Origin of the sequence: Singulisphaera acidiphila DSM 18658 (assembly GCF_000242455.2) — a bacterium.
In the GTDB taxonomy this organism is placed as follows: Bacteria; Planctomycetota; Planctomycetia; order Isosphaerales; family Isosphaeraceae; genus Singulisphaera; species Singulisphaera acidiphila.
Genome location: NC_019892.1, coordinates 7,954,185 through 7,967,857 on the forward strand (window position 1 = coordinate 7,954,185; position 13,673 = coordinate 7,967,857).

The 13,673-nt window shown below is 62.7% G+C and carries 14 protein-coding genes; 7 read left to right on the plus strand and 7 right to left on the minus strand.

From position 1 onward, the window contains the following. Window positions 1-487: 487 nt before the first annotated feature. Window positions 488-1,261 (minus strand): ThuA domain-containing protein, encoded by a 774-nt coding sequence (locus tag SINAC_RS31000; protein WP_015249495.1) that lies wholly within the window; start codon window positions 1,259-1,261, stop codon window positions 488-490. A 157-nt stretch (window positions 1,262-1,418) separates the two neighbouring features. On the opposite strand from SINAC_RS31000, the gene SINAC_RS31005 reads away from it, so the two are divergent. Together SINAC_RS31005 and SINAC_RS31010 are read left to right on the plus strand one after the other, a co-directional pair. Then, window positions 1,419-1,985, plus strand: coding sequence for a hypothetical protein (locus SINAC_RS31005; RefSeq protein ID WP_015249496.1), 567 nt, complete (start codon window positions 1,419-1,421; stop codon window positions 1,983-1,985). 112 nt (window positions 1,986-2,097) lie between these two features. Further along, a complete protein-coding gene (locus tag SINAC_RS31010; protein ID WP_015249497.1) occupies window positions 2,098-2,664 on the plus strand; it encodes a hypothetical protein in 567 nt (188 codons plus the stop codon). 42 nt (window positions 2,665-2,706) lie between these two features. Here the strand turns inward: SINAC_RS31010 and SINAC_RS31015 are convergent, their stop codons facing one another. Together SINAC_RS31015 and SINAC_RS31020 are read right to left on the minus strand one after the other, a co-directional pair. Beyond that, window positions 2,707-4,431, minus strand: coding sequence for an ArnT family glycosyltransferase (locus SINAC_RS31015; protein ID WP_015249498.1), 1,725 nt, complete (start codon window positions 4,429-4,431; stop codon window positions 2,707-2,709). Between the two features lie 20 nt (window positions 4,432-4,451). Further along, the gene (locus SINAC_RS31020) at window positions 4,452-5,489 is read right to left on the minus strand and encodes a Gfo/Idh/MocA family protein (protein ID WP_237722601.1); all 1,038 of its coding nucleotides are present in this window, start codon (window positions 5,487-5,489) and stop codon (window positions 4,452-4,454) included. Between the two features lie 190 nt (window positions 5,490-5,679). On the opposite strand from SINAC_RS31020, the gene dtd reads away from it, so the two are divergent. Then, window positions 5,680-6,129 carry a D-aminoacyl-tRNA deacylase gene (gene dtd / locus SINAC_RS31025; protein WP_015249500.1) on the plus strand — a complete coding sequence of 150 codons (450 nt, stop codon included), beginning with the start codon at window positions 5,680-5,682 and terminating at the stop codon, window positions 6,127-6,129. A gap of 100 nt (window positions 6,130-6,229) precedes the next feature. Here the strand turns inward: dtd and SINAC_RS31030 are convergent, their stop codons facing one another. The 3 genes from SINAC_RS31030 to SINAC_RS31040 all read right to left on the minus strand — a co-directional run bounded on the left by SINAC_RS31030 (window position 6,230) and on the right by SINAC_RS31040 (window position 8,354). Continuing rightward, entirely contained in the window at window positions 6,230-6,646 is a 417-nt protein-coding gene (locus tag SINAC_RS31030; RefSeq protein WP_015249501.1) for a PIN domain-containing protein, read from the minus strand. After that, window positions 6,639-6,890, minus strand: a complete 252-nt coding sequence (locus tag SINAC_RS31035; protein WP_015249502.1) for a hypothetical protein — start codon at window positions 6,888-6,890, stop codon at window positions 6,639-6,641. The genes SINAC_RS31030 and SINAC_RS31035 overlap by 8 nt, the downstream gene beginning before the upstream one ends. A 198-nt stretch (window positions 6,891-7,088) precedes the next feature. Beyond that, the gene (locus SINAC_RS31040; protein WP_015249503.1) at window positions 7,089-8,354 is read right to left on the minus strand and encodes a bifunctional UDP-N-acetylglucosamine diphosphorylase/glucosamine-1-phosphate N-acetyltransferase GlmU; all 1,266 of its coding nucleotides are present in this window, start codon (window positions 8,352-8,354) and stop codon (window positions 7,089-7,091) included. Between the two features lie 305 nt (window positions 8,355-8,659). Here SINAC_RS31040 and gatC point away from each other — a divergent pair, with 305 nt between their 5' ends. The 4 genes from gatC (at window position 8,660) to SINAC_RS31060 (ending at window position 12,995) form a co-directional block, all read left to right on the plus strand. Continuing rightward, entirely contained in the window at window positions 8,660-8,947 is a 288-nt protein-coding gene (gene gatC, locus SINAC_RS31045) for an Asp-tRNA(Asn)/Glu-tRNA(Gln) amidotransferase subunit GatC (RefSeq protein WP_015249504.1), read from the plus strand. A 51-nt stretch (window positions 8,948-8,998) separates the two neighbouring features. Then, window positions 8,999-10,492, plus strand: a complete 1,494-nt coding sequence (gene gatA, locus SINAC_RS31050) for an Asp-tRNA(Asn)/Glu-tRNA(Gln) amidotransferase subunit GatA (protein ID WP_015249505.1) — start codon at window positions 8,999-9,001, stop codon at window positions 10,490-10,492. 52 nt (window positions 10,493-10,544) lie between these two features. Further along, complete coding sequence (gatB, locus tag SINAC_RS31055; RefSeq protein WP_015249506.1) at window positions 10,545-12,026, plus strand: Asp-tRNA(Asn)/Glu-tRNA(Gln) amidotransferase subunit GatB; 1,482 nt, start codon at window positions 10,545-10,547, stop codon at window positions 12,024-12,026. A gap of 108 nt (window positions 12,027-12,134) precedes the next feature. Continuing rightward, window positions 12,135-12,995, plus strand: a complete 861-nt coding sequence (locus SINAC_RS31060) for a TIM barrel protein (RefSeq protein WP_015249507.1) — start codon at window positions 12,135-12,137, stop codon at window positions 12,993-12,995. A gap of 133 nt (window positions 12,996-13,128) precedes the next feature. On the opposite strand, the gene SINAC_RS31065 is transcribed toward SINAC_RS31060, so the two are convergent. Further along, window positions 13,129-13,620 (minus strand): cupin domain-containing protein, encoded by a 492-nt coding sequence (locus SINAC_RS31065; protein ID WP_015249508.1) that lies wholly within the window; start codon window positions 13,618-13,620, stop codon window positions 13,129-13,131. Window positions 13,621-13,673 lie beyond the last annotated feature (53 nt).

Here is a 13,673-nt window from a genome sequence, read left to right on the forward strand (position 1 = left end):
CCGCACAGTTATACGCGCTGGCCCTGGGGGCCGACCAGCCCGCGTCGGAGAGGAGGATCATTTTCGACACGATCACGGACCCGCGGCGGAATCGGGTTCCGGCGCAAGGCATGGAGTTCAACACGGGTTGCGTCGTCAATTGGTGTGCGAATCATACTGAATTATAGGGAGACCGAGTCCACCCGCTTAGAAATCATCGAAAGGCTACTCCACACGCTATCGGCTGTCGCTTGAGGTCCGAAAGTCTAGTCAGACTGCCCTCCAAGTTACAAGTTGTGCGAAAAGGGGATCGAGTCACGCTGACACAATCCCCACGGTATCGGACGGACGAGATCAATCGCCACGCGGCCCTGGAGTCCGCAATCGGACCAGCCGCTCCTGATGATTCCAGAGTCGGGGACAAAAGTAAAGGAAGCGGAAGACAGGGAACTCCCAGCTCGCCTTTTCGGACCGCTTCAACCCACGGTCCGCCCCCGCGATCGGCGGTCTACTTTCCCGTGGCAACCCAGTCGATACCCTGAACGACCATCTTCTGAAGGCTCGGATCGTGCAAGGGGTCATCTTTGCCCGGGCCGAAATCACGGTGTCCAAGGGGGGTGTGGAAGACCCGACCTTCACCGTAGGTTCGCGTCCAGGCGACCGGCCAGGTACCGCCGTCGTGGTCGGTCGTGGCCAGCGGTTCGACTCCCGGCTGCATCTGCATGTGATAGTACAACTCGTCCTTGATCTCAAAATCGCTGACTCCTTGCATAATCGGATCGTCAGTCTTAACGATTTTGATTTTGAACGTCCCTTTCTTCGTCTTCGAGTCCGGCAGCCCGACGTGTGAGAAGACACCGCCGAGCATCTCGCGCCAGGCGGGAATCCAGTCGGGCGCGGCGTTATCGGCCCCGTGAATCGACACGTAGCCGTGCCCTGATTTTACATAGTCGAGTAAGGCTTGCTGCTGATCCTGGGTGAATTTGAATTCCTCGTCGCGTCGGTCGGCATTGACGATCAAGAGGTCGTACTTCTTCATGGCGGGGGTTTCGAGAATCGACGCATCCTCGGCAAGCGTCACCTCGTAGCGCCCGGTGTCTTCCAGGACGTTGGCGAGGTAGAATGCCTGGTCGCGGTATCCATGATGGTTACGGGCGCCCCCGGTCAGGAGGAGAACCCGGGTGGCCTTCACCCCTTTGGGAGCCTTCTTCTGGGCCAGGGCCGGATTGCTCGCAAGGCAAATCAGGGCCAGGGCCCAGAGCAGAAATCGACGGGTACGCACGGGATCATCCTCCGCGAATCAGAAAAATAAGAGTCCGGGTGAAGAGTTGACGACTTTCGCATCGTAGTCATGCCCCTCGGCGGTCGCAAGCGAGCGGCGAGGGTTCGAGTCCGGCCGAGAACCGTTCAGGTCATAGGGAAAAAAGGGAGCCAGAGATATGCCAATCCGCAGCAGCCTCCTCCAACGCATCGCACTGGGTTCGATCGCTGTGGTCCTGACCAGCCTCGGGGCCGACACCCCAACCCAGGTCATCGACGCGGGTGGATTAACGTTCGAGGCGCCCGGCTCATGGAAAGCGAGCAAGCCGGCCAACCAAATGCGACGGGCCCAGATGAGCGTTGCGCCCGTCGAGGGGGACAAAGAACCGGCCCAGCTCGTCCTGTTCGCATTCCCGGGAGGCGCGGGGGGGGTCGACGCAAACATCAAGCGTTGGCGCGATGGGTTCAAGGCTGAGGGCGGCAACCCTCCCAAGGTCGACAAGAAGGTCGTTAAGGGGAAGAATGTCGAGGTCACGCGGGTCGAAATCGCCGGGCACTACATTGCCCCGGTCGCCCCTGGAAGCCAGGAAGTGAACGACAAACCGAACTTCCGACTGCTCGGCGGGATCGTCCAGAGCGGGGGAACCGGCTACTTTCTCAGGCTGGTCGGCCCTGACAAGACGGTCAGCGCGGCGAGCAAAGGTTTCGACGACTTGCTGGCGTCGATGAAGGCCGACACGAAGTAAGCCCCAAACGCTGTCACGGTCCCAGATCCGACCGGAGGAAGCCACCTTCACGACTCGCAAAAAGGTGGCTCTTCCTCCTTCGTTTTCGTCGAGCGGGGAGCATCTCACTCCAATGTCGTCGTCGACCATCGCCTGTGCCCGCTGCACCTTGGGCAACCACTATTCCAACCGCTTCTGCGTGGGTTGCGGGCTCCCGCTCGGAGCGACCGCCCCCGACGCCGAGGCCGGTCTTGATGCTCTCGGTCCTTACGAAGCTCCCGAGCCGGCCGACGCCGATGCGTCCCGCCTGATCCAAGAAATCGCCCAGCGCTGCGGTTTCGAGGCAAGTCCCTCGAGCCACGGTTGGCGGCTGACGGTCCCCTTACAGCTCGATCGGCGTCAGGCCGTCTACCTGGGCTATGCGGGAACCGATCCCGAAGGCCGTTCGATCCTCTCGCTCGTCTCGGTCTGTGGACCGGCCAATGACCGCGACACCAGGATCCTGCTCAAACTCAACGCGCGAAGCGTCGAGGGGCATTTCGCGATCAAAGTCCTCCGTGGCGAAGAATATTTCGTCGTCACCGAGAACATCGCCTGTGGGTCGACCGGACAGATCGACGCGACCGGCCTGGTTCGCCGCATCGCCGAAGCCGCCGACGGACTCGAAGACCGCCTCTCACGCGGCCTCGACCTGTATTGATCGTTCCCCCCACAAAAAAAGGCCCCCCCAAGTCCCTGCCCGTTAGTGCGATACTGATGAAGCCTCGGGCAGGTCGCGTGCCCGGTAGATCGCGATCGTTTGATCGTCGGTCATCCTGACCGGCGTCAGGCCCCGGAGCTCCTGGAAATAATCGTCAGGGCCCCATGGACCCCACTGGAGCGAGGCCGAGACGGCCAGAAATTCGGTCCCAGCACTCAACTTCGCCGGGAGATTTTCGGGCACCGACACCGCACTGATCAGGTAGTGTGTGCCGGCCACGCCATAATGCCGGGGGGCCGTGTCACCGAAGTAATAGAGCGTCATGTCGGCCAGGGCGGGCTCCGCTCGCTGAAGTCGAACCAGCGACTTGAGGCCCTGCCCCCAATCGAGGTTGGAGTCGGCCAGGATCCGCCTCCCCCCGGTCGGCCCGCCGGCGATCGCGTTGAAGTAGGTCAGTTCATGGGGATGAATCCCGAACACGGCGACCGCTTGGCCGAGCACCCCGATCACCGCCAGAGTCCGCGCCCGTCGGCTCCCCTCGAGGAGGCCAGACACCCAAACGATCGCAAGTGGGGCCAGGGGCAGCAGGTAACGGAGGCCGTAATTACGCGACGAACCGGCAGCCGTAATGGCCATGAATAAGGCGATGATCGTGGGGAGCATCCACGAGTGATTGTTCGCGGCAAGCGATCGGCGCAGGAGCAGTCCGCGCCCCAGGAAGAGTAGCCCGACCGTCAGGGGAACCTTCACGGCCAAGGCCACGAAGTAGTAGTACCACCACCCGGTCATCCGCCGTTCACCGAAGAGATAGCTCGGCCCCCCCTCCCGCTGGCGAACCAACTGGTTGGCGAACCCAACCAGTTCCTCGGGAATCGGAAGCTGCATGGCAGGATCGACCCACGGCCGGAGCGTCGCGCCGACCACCTGCTTGAGCGTGCGATGTTCGGCCTGAGGGAGACCGAGCGGGAGAACGGCGAAGCCGGTGACAATCAAATTCGCGAGCCCCATGACGACAAGGAAGCCCGACATCCCGCGCGCCACCTCGAACGTCAACCGCACGGGTTGACGCTCACCGCTCCGCCACCGGTCAACCCACCAGATGAGGCCGAGCATCGGAGGGATAATCACCGTCGTGTATTTGCACGACATGGCGAGCCCGGCCAAGGCGGCAGCCCCCCAGAAGGCGCGCCGGTCGCCGGCCTGGAGAAACCGCCAGAAGAGCAAGAACAGGCCGGTCGTGCAGGCGGTGAGCGGCATCTCCATGGTAATCAATGCGCCGTGCGCCAGCAGGTTGGGGCTAAGCACGAAGAGCAAGGCGGCCAGGGCCATCGCCCTGGGCCCGTAGAGCAGGCGGCTCCAAACCACCGTCAAGCTCCAGGCGACGGCCCAGATCCAGAGGGAGCTGAGACGAGCGAGCGGAAGCAAGCGGCTCTGGAATTCAAGGGGATCATCGACCCAATTGCGATGTCCCGAGTGGTCGAGAATCCAGAGTAACGGGGCCTGCTGGAGCTTCCAGAAGACGAGCGGAGACCCCATTCGCGAAATCTCGTCCTGCTCACCGGTCCGCCACCACCGAGCCGCCACCTTGAGGTAGGCGACCTCATCGTAGCTGGCCGAGCTGGCGGCGATCGAATCGGCGAGTAAGCCAAGCCCCAGTAGTCCGGCCAGAACGACCACGACGATACACCAACGCGGGGCGGGACCAGGCGGGAGTGGGTCGCAACTTCCGGCGGAGTCCGGGTTGGGCATCGTGATGTTCGGATCCATCCCTGGAACAGCTCCTCTCCTCAAAGGCGCGGCGGTCGGACGATCATGCGATGCTCGCGCTGGCTCTGCCTCAGGTCGCTCACCCGTCGGGCGACGGAAAGCGCGTCGCGAATGGTGGGAGCGAGTGAGGGCTCGCCCTGCACGAGCCGGTGAAACTGCTCGTTGAGCACATCACCGACAGTGGGCTCCAGGGGGAGCCGTTCCTCGTGCGTCCCTTCAGCGTCCGACCACTGGATTCGCTCGGGGAGCTCCAGCCAGGCCGCGCCACGCTCGGCGTAGACCTGAAAACCGGGTTGCGGCAAGAAGCGGCTCGCCTCCCCCCAGATGGTTCGATCATACCGCCCGAATGAGATCTGAACCATCGCTCCATTGGCGAACTCGGCCACGAAGCTCTCGAAGTCAGGGCCGGTCCCCTTCTCACTCTCAGAGGGAATAATCGTCCCCTCAAAGCCTTGCACCTTGCTGGGCTCGGCCTGGAAGAGAAAACAGCACCAATCGAGGAGGTAGCTCCCCGGATCGATCATCAACGGGGCCGGGGCAATCTGATTCGTCGGGCCCGGCTGGCCGTACCGATCGAACCCGAAGAGACGATTCTGCCCGAGGATCAGCCGGGGAGCGCCCAGCGAAGTGGCCAGCAATTCCCGGAGCCGAAGTGTGGCCGGATAGAATCGGCGGGCGAATTCGGGCATGAACGCAATGCCGCTCGCCTCCACCAGCGCCGCCAGCGCCTCAAGCTCTTCCGGTTCACTCGCCAGCGGTAAGGCACAATAGACCGGCTTCCGACAGGCGCACGCGATCTCGATCGGATGGAGTCCGAACCACTGTGGGGTGAGTAAATAGACCACGTCGACGTCCGAACGCTCGATCAGGGCCGTGAGCCCCTCGACCGCCGCACAGCCGAGCTGGGCCGCCTCGATCTCCGCGCGCCGAAGGACCTGGTCGTACAGCGCCGTCACCTGGAACCGGTCCCTGAGTCGCATCAGGGCCGGTTTGTGCCGAGCCTCCCAGAGCCGGCCCAAGCCGACCACTCCAACCCGCAGCCGAACATGTCTCGACACGTCAACAAGCGCCTCCGCCGCCTCCCTGAACGAGCCGAAACCCCAACTCGGCCTGCGCACCGACTTGTCGCTGTCAGCCTACCACCGAAAGTCGAAATCGGCCACACAAATGAGTGTTAGGTCCTGACACGGCACCGAAACGGTATAGTGCCTCGGGGCCAGATTTTCGTTACTACGGAGCAACAGGCGAATGCGTGCGGTCTTGCAGCGAGTGAGTCGGGCCTCAGTCGATGTCGAAGGCAAACGGGTCGGTGAGATCGGGCCGGGTTGGCTGGTCCTCCTCGGCGTGGCCCAGGGCGATTCCGACGGCGACGCCGACCGGCTGGCCGACAAGATCGTCAACCTTCGCGCCTTCGAGGATGCTCAGGGCAAGATGAATCTCAGCGTCTCCGACATAGGGGGGAGCGTGCTCGTGGTGAGCCAGTTCACCCTGCTCGGTGACTGTCGTGGAGGCCGGCGGCCCAGCTTCACCGAAGCCGCTGAGCCAGTCGAAGCCGACCGACTCTATCGTTACTTCGTCGATCGAGTCGCCGCCACCGGGCTCAACGTCGCCACCGGCGTCTTTCGCGCCATGATGAAGGTCGAACTCGTCAACGACGGGCCGGTGACCCTCCTCCTCGATAGTCGCAAGGCCTTTTGAGGAATCCGATTCGCGGGTTGATCCCCAAAAAAACAAGGATCCACGGAAACGCTAAGAACTCCGCCGCTTGTTTCGACGACTCAGATGACAAACGGCAAAGTTACCGCCAGTTGACCAGCGTGAGCGAATACCCAAGTTGCTGGATTCGCTGGTAATGGGCCGTATTGCCGGTTACCAGTTCTAAGCCGTGCTGTAAGGCGACGGCGGCAATCATCGGATCGGCTTTGCCAATGGTCTGCCCGGTACGGTCCAGGTCACCGGCGATGCGGCCCGCCAGCTCGGTGGTGTTCCGCTCGAACTCAAGCACTTCCTCCAAAGCGACGGCGGTGAGGAAGTCTTGCAAACGACGGACATTCTGCACCCGCTGGAAGCCATAAACAATTTCCATCACCGTGATGGCTGACACCGACAACACCCGATTTTGCTGTCGGTAGGTTACGGCATTCTGTGCGATGGCCGGGTTGACAGCCTTAAGGATTTCCGAATAGGTGTCGGTGTCGAGCAGGGCCTTATTCACTGGCCGGAATTCTCCAAGGCTGCTGCCGTAGGTTCATGGCATGTTCAACCGCTTCGTCCAATTCATCGGCCGCATCCCGCATGGCACCGATTGAGCCTAGCCCGGTCGGGTGCTGTGCGTGCGGCTTCTGACGGAGGAAGGTCCGCCATGCTTCGGCAATGGCGTCGTCTACCGATGCGAAATGCCCGCTAAGCACTTCCGCGTTGATGGAACTTTCCACGTCTTTTGGCAATCGAATCGTCATAACACGCTTTTTCCTTTAGCTTTAGCCTATCAGACCCGCCCCATTTTGCCAAGGGAATCGGCCAGGGTGCTGCTGGCAGATTGGAAACGTCGATCTCGGGAATCACCGGTGTTTTAGCCGATTTGCGAGTCGTTCGTAAAAAAAAAGCACGGCCGGGCCGGCCGTGCGACGAGTTAGTTTCAGCTGGGCTGAGAACGGTCAGGACCGATTCGAGAGCGGTCGCGCGGGAATTCCGGCGACGGTCTGGCCATCGGCTACCTCCTGCCCCTTGGTGACCACGGCGTTGGCGCCGATCGTGGCACCTTCCCCGATCGTCACCGGTGCCACGAGAATCGCTCCCGACCCGATCATCGCATTCGCGCCGATGGTCGTTCGGTGTTTCTGGCGGCCATCGAAATTCGCCGTCACGGCCGTCGCGCCGATGTTGGTGTTCGCCCCGAGGTGGGCATCGCCCAGGTAGGCGAGGTGCCGTGCCCGGGCTCCGCTCTCGAAATGTGAGCGGTTCACTTCGACGAAAGCACCCACTTCGGCTCCGTCATCCAACACCGTCCCGTCGCGCACATGGGCGAAGGGGCCGATCCGGCATTGGGCCCCGATCTTCACCGTCCCGCTCACCACCGAGAAGGGGAAGATGACCGTGTCGGGTCCGATCGTGACCCGGCCGTCGATATACGTATTCCGTGGGTCGACGATGCTGACCCCTTCGGTCATCCAATGGTCCTGGATCCTCGCCTGCATGATGGCGTGGGCCTGCGCCAGGTGCTGCCGCGTGTTGACGCCAAGGATGTCGTCCGCGTCGAGGACCGGGAGCGCGACCACCTTCCGGCCCATCGACTGGAGCCAGGCCGGGGCATCGGTCAGGTAGTACTCGCCCTGGGCATTGCTGGTGTCGAGCTTATCGAGAGCATCCCAGAGACCAGGCAGGTCGAACACGTAGCAGCTTGGGTTGACCTCCGAGATTTGCTTCTCTTCCGCGTTGCAGTCGCGTTGCTCGACGATCCGGAGAAACCGCCCGGCCGAGTCGCGCAAGATCCGACCGAAGCCGGTCGGGTCGGGCACGATGGCAGTGCCAAGCAAGCAGGCGGCCGCATCCCCATGCTGACGGCTGAGGAGGTCGGCGAGCGGTTGGGGACGGACCAACGGTTCATCCCCAACCAGAACCAGGGCGGGGCCTTGGTAATCTTCGAGGAGCGCGTGGCACGCTTTCACGGCGTCGCCGGTACCGAGTTGGCGTGTCTGGGTTGCGAACAGAATGTCGGGTTCGTCCGCCAAGGCCGAGCGAACCTGATCGGCACCATAGCCCACCACGACGATGATCGTCTTGGCCCCCGCCTGGCGGGCAGCCTCGACCACGTAATGAATCATCGGCTGGCCGCAGACCTCGTGAAGCACCTTGGCCTTTTCCGACTTCATCCGTTTGCCATGGCCGGCCGCCAAGATGATCGCTACTGGACCCTGAATCATGATGTGACTTAACCTTAGCGAATGAGAAGACACCGACATCGTGACCCTTCACGGGTCAGGGAAAATCATAGAGGAGGTCCTCACTCTTCGTCAAACAGGTCGCTCGCACCAGGATCACGAACCTTGAAGGATCGCCGTCGATCTGGCACACTGACGACGTGTCGGCGGCCCCTTTTGTTTTGTTTTTTGAAATGCGGGACGCTGCGGATCTCACCTTCCGGACGGCGCGGCCAGAGTCGGCCCCACGATAGGGGCCAGCCCAGCACCGCGTATGATCCCTCTTTTTTCCGAGGATTCGTCGGCCCATGGCATTGTCGATCGACGAGGTGGCTCAGGTCGCCCTGCTTGCCCGGCTGCGGTTGAGTCCGGCCGAACTGGAAACGTTCACCGGCCAGCTCAACTCGATCGTGGAGTTTGTGGCGCAGCTCCAGGAGCTGGATACGACAAACGTCGAGCCTTTGGCTCACGGCGTCGAGGTCCGCAATGTCTTCCGCGAGGACGTGCGCGGACCTTCGCTTGCGAGAGAGGCCGCGCTGTCGAACGCCCCCAAGCGGAACACGGACAGCTTCCTTGTGCCGGCCGTGCTCGAATAAGCGTCTTTCGCCGCCTAATCTCCTTCACCCCGCCCCCAGGATCGACCGCTGATGGACCTGACTCGCACGACCGCATGCGAATGGATCTCCCAGTTGAACGCGGGGAAAATCACCTCCGAAGAACTCGTCGGCGGCTACCTACAACGCGCCGATGAGCTCCAACGGCTCAACGCGTTCGTCCACCTCGATCGCGACGCCGTGCTCGCCCAGGCCAAGGCGATCGACGCGCGTCGGCAGGCCGGTGAGCCGGTCGGCCCCCTCGGAGGCTTGCCGGTCGCCATCAAAGACGTGCTCTGCGTCAACGGTGAGCCGACGACGTGCGGGAGCCGGATGCTCGAGAACTTCCGCCCCCCCTACGACGCGACCGTCATCGCCCGGCTCAAATCAGCCGGCGCGATCCTGTTCGGCAAGACGAACATGGACGAATTCGCGATGGGCTCATCCACCGAGAACAGTGCCTACGGGCCGACCCGCAACCCGTGGGATGAGGAGCGGATCCCCGGGGGATCCTCCGGAGGCTCGGCCGTCGCCATCGCCGCCGACCTCGCCCCCCTCTCCCTCGGCACCGACACCGGCGGCTCGATCCGCCAGCCCGCGGCGCTCTGCGGCGTGGTTGGCCTCAAGCCGACCTACGGCCGGGTGAGCCGGTACGGCCTGATCGCCTACGCCAGCTCGCTCGATCAGGTCGGGCCGTTCGCTCACGACCTGGCCGACGCCGCCCTCTTGCTCAAGGTGATCTCGGGACGCGACCCGCACGACTCGACGAGCGTTGATGCGCCGGTGCCCGACTACTCGGCCACCCTGGACACTCCGCCGGAAACGCTACGCATCGGCATCGTCCGTGAGTTCTTCAGCGAAGGGCTCGACCCCGAAGTCGAGGCGGCCGTCCGCGAGGCGATCCGGGTTTACGAGAAGGCCGGGGCCACGATCAAGGAGGTTTCGCTCCCCCACTCCAAGTTCGGCGTCCCCGCCTACTACCTGGTTGCACCCGCCGAGTGCTCGAGCAACCTCTCACGCTACGACGGCACGATCTACGGCCATCGCGCGGAGGACTTCTCGGCGAAATTCCCCGGCGAGGAAGACTTGCCCCCCTTGATCCGGATGATGATGGCCAGCCGGGCCGAAGGCTTCGGAGCCGAGGTCAAGCGGCGGATCATGCTCGGCACGTTCGCCCTCTCGGCCGGCTATGCCGACCAGTACTACAACCAGGCCTTGAAGGTCAGGCGCCTGATCCGCAACGACTTCGACACTGCTTTCAAAGATGTCGACGTACTGATCGGACCAACCTCCCCCACGGCGGCGTTCAAACTCGGCGAGCGAACGGCCGACCCGCTGGCCATGTACCTGTCCGATATCTACACGATCACGGCCAACCTGGCCGGAATCCCCGGCTTGAGCATCCCCTGCGGCTCGACCGCCTCGGGTCTGCCGATCGGTCTCCAGTTGCTCGCGCCGGCCTTCGCCGAGGAAAACCTCCTGCGAACCGCCCGCGTTTTCGAGCGATCGACCGACTGGCACACACGACGGCCGCCGGCAGCGCGATGACTCTCTCGGCTCCTCAACACGTACAACGAAGCGATTCCAAGGCAGGCGGCACATGGATTACACGATTATCATCGGCCTGGAAGTCCACGTCCAACTTCACACCGAGAGCAAGATGTTCTCGTCGTGCGGAACCGAGTTCGGCCTCCCGCCGAACACGCAGACCGACCCGGTCTCGCTCGGTCTCCCCGGCAGCTTGCCCGTCATGAACGGCAAGGCGTTCGAGCTCGCCCTCAAGACGGCCGTCGCGCTCAACGCCGAGATCACGCCATTCACCAAGTGGGACCGCAAGAATTATTACTATCCCGACCTCCCCAAGAACTATCAGATCAGCCAGTACGACCTCCCGTTCAGCCGCCACGGCTGGCTCGAGATCCCGGTCCAGAAGGATGGCTCGGGGGGAGGCCGGTGCCGCCTAACGCGCGTTCACCTCGAAGAGGATACGGGCAAGCTGACTCACGGCAACTCCGGGTTCTCGGAAGTCGACTTGAACCGCGCCGGCATCCCGCTGATGGAGATCGTGACCGAGCCCGACCTCCGCAACCCCCAAGACGCCAAGGCCCTTCTCGAAGAGCTACGGCTCACGCTCCGCTACCTGGGCGTCTCCGACTGCGAAATGCAGGAGGGGAGCCTTCGTTGCGATGCGAACATCAACCTGCACATCGACGTCGACGGCAAGACGGTGGCCACACCGATTGTCGAAATCAAGAACCTAAACAGTTTCCGATCGGTTGAGCGGGCCCTGGCCTACGAAGCGGAGCGGCAGTTCCGCCAGTGGAAAGAAGACGGCCTGACGATCCACGACGCCCACAAGGAAACGCGAGGCTGGAGCGAACCCGACGGCGCGACCAAGCCCCAGCGCCGCAAGGAGAGCGCGGCCGACTATCGCTATTTCCCCGAGCCCGACCTTGTGCCCGTGGTCGTCGATGAGGCCTGGATCGAGCGCGTTCGCGCCTCGATCGGCGAACTCCCCTCCCGACGCCGGCAACGGTTCGAGACCGATTACGGCCTCTCGGCCTACGACGCCAACGTCCTGGTCGAGCAGGGCGAGGATGTGGCCGACTACTTCGACGCCGTCGCCAAAGCGACCGACGAATACAAGCTGGCGAGTAACTGGGTCCAGCAGGAGGTCCTGCGGATCATCAAGGAGAAGAAACAGACTCTCGCCGAGTTCCCCGTAACCCCCGCTGTGTTGGCCGACCTGATCAACCGGGTCAAGCGGAAAGAGCTGAACACGAACCAAGGGCGCGAGGTCCTGGCCGCCTTGATCGAAACGGGCGACCCGGTCGACAAGGTCATCGCGGCCGGCGGCTATGGCATGGTCTCCGACCGTGATGCCATTGCTGCGGCCGTCGAGGCAGCGCTGCAAGCCAACCCCAAGGCCGTTGAAGACCTCAAGGGGGGCAAGAAGAAGCCCGAGGCGGTCAAGGGGTTCCTTCGCGGCCAGGTCATGAAGCAGACCGGAGGGAAGGCCGACCCCGCACTCGTCGGCGAGTTGCTCGACATCAAGCTCACGGAACTCGCCGGCCAGGGATGAGAATCGCGACGGTCTAGATTGGTCGCCCCGCGCATCCTATTCTGGAAGACCCCCGGGGTTGATCCCGGGGGACGACAATTCCAGAGTACGAGCGGAGGAGCGCTGACGATGATCGACCGCAGGTCGTTTTTGAAAGGCACCGGAGCCACGATCGCCGCCGCGACGATGGGCGTTCCGGCCCTTGCGGCGGACGGAGCCGCTCCCGCTTGGAAGAAGGCATTCATGCTCGGGACCACCAAGGGTCCCATTCTTCCCGACTTCGAAGCTCTCAAGGCCGCCGGCTTCCAAGGGGTTGAGCTGCTCAGCCCCACGGAGCTCGACCGCGACGAAGTGCTCCGCGCTCGCGACAAGACCGGTCTGATCATCCACGGCGTCAGCGGCACGAAGCACTGGCAACAAACGCTTTCCGACCCCGACCCCAAGGTCGTTGAGATCGGCCTGGAAGCGATCCGCCAGGAGATGGTCGACTGCAAGGCGTACGGCGGAACGACCGTCCTGGTCGTCCCGGCCGTCGTCACCAAGCACGTCTCCTATCGCGACGCCTACAAGCGGTCGCAGGAGAACATCCGCAAGCTGATCCCCGACGCCGAGAAGCACGGGATCAAGATCGCGATTGAAGAAGTCTGGAACAAGTTCCTGCTCAGCCCCCTCGAATTCGCGCGTTACATCGATGAATTCGAGAGCCCCTGGGTGGGCGCCTACTTCGACGTCGGCAACGTGGTCGAATTCGGCTACCCGCAGGAATGGATCCGCGAACTCGGCAAGCGAATCCTCAAGATTCACATCAAGGAATACCAGAAGGACCGGCGATTTGGCTACCTTCTCGGTGAAGGTGAGATCGACTGGCCGGCCGTCCGCGAAGCGCTGATCGAGGTGGGCTACCAAGGTTGGATCACCGCCGAAGTGCCCAAAAAGGACTTGAGCGACATCGTTCAGCGCATGAACAAGCTACTGCAGATGAGTTCGTAAAAGCAAAGCGTGAACGGGCCGCCCATTGGGATTCCATCCGGGCAAATGGTGAGCGGACCGCCTTCGGATTCGAAACGCAGGAAGCAAGTCTTCCAGTCGCACGGGCGGGCCGCCCGTGCGACTGCGAGAGACGTCACTTCGCGTCTTTGCTTGCCCATTTGATGAAGTAGAAGACAATCGGCGTCTTACCGGTGTTGACGATGCCGTGCGGGTCATTGGGTGTCGTGAACATGACCGAACCCGGCCCGACCTTCGTGGTCTTCCCATCGCAGAAGATCTCGCCCTGGCCGCTCTCGATGACCATGACTTCCTCTTCGACGTGGGTGTGAGGCGCATGCGGCGTCTGCCCCGGTTCGAGAACGAACCGACCGGTGACAAACTTCGAACTCCTGGGAGTATCACCTTCGAGGTAGACTCCAACCTGGCCGACCGGCTTCCCTTCGTAGCTGTATTCGTTCATTTTGACCTGATCGAGCGGTACCGTCTGCGAGCGGGCGACGGCCTTCGACTGAGCGAAGGCATACTCTCGTGAAGCCCAGCCCAATATCACAGCGAACAAGACGGCGGAGAGCGCGATCGTTTCAGGGCGGAACCTGGGTCGTCGGGTCGTCAACACGGTGTTCATCCTCGGCATGTTCCCAAGAGAGTGAAAGAGTTTGGTGAGTTTGGGCCGCCGGG

Coding starts and splice junctions, on each gene's coding strand:
- SINAC_RS31060 (WP_015249507.1), top strand. CDS start 12,135: ATGATCGACCGCAGGTCGTTTTTGAAAGGCACCGGAGCCACGATCGCC.
- SINAC_RS31040 (WP_015249503.1), bottom strand. CDS start 8,354: ATGATTCAGGGTCCAGTAGCGATCATCTTGGCGGCCGGCCATGGCAAA.
- dtd (WP_015249500.1), top strand. CDS start 5,680: ATGCGTGCGGTCTTGCAGCGAGTGAGTCGGGCCTCAGTCGATGTCGAA.
- SINAC_RS31010 (WP_015249497.1), top strand. CDS start 2,098: ATGTCGTCGTCGACCATCGCCTGTGCCCGCTGCACCTTGGGCAACCAC.
- SINAC_RS31035 (WP_015249502.1), bottom strand. CDS start 6,890: ATGACGATTCGATTGCCAAAAGACGTGGAAAGTTCCATCAACGCGGAA.
- gatA (WP_015249505.1), top strand. CDS start 8,999: ATGGACCTGACTCGCACGACCGCATGCGAATGGATCTCCCAGTTGAAC.
- SINAC_RS31065 (WP_015249508.1), bottom strand. CDS start 13,620: ATGAACACCGTGTTGACGACCCGACGACCCAGGTTCCGCCCTGAAACG.
- gatB (WP_015249506.1), top strand. CDS start 10,545: ATGGATTACACGATTATCATCGGCCTGGAAGTCCACGTCCAACTTCAC.
- SINAC_RS31015 (WP_015249498.1), bottom strand. CDS start 4,431: ATGGATCCGAACATCACGATGCCCAACCCGGACTCCGCCGGAAGTTGC.
- SINAC_RS31005 (WP_015249496.1), top strand. CDS start 1,419: ATGCCAATCCGCAGCAGCCTCCTCCAACGCATCGCACTGGGTTCGATC.
- gatC (WP_015249504.1), top strand. CDS start 8,660: ATGGCATTGTCGATCGACGAGGTGGCTCAGGTCGCCCTGCTTGCCCGG.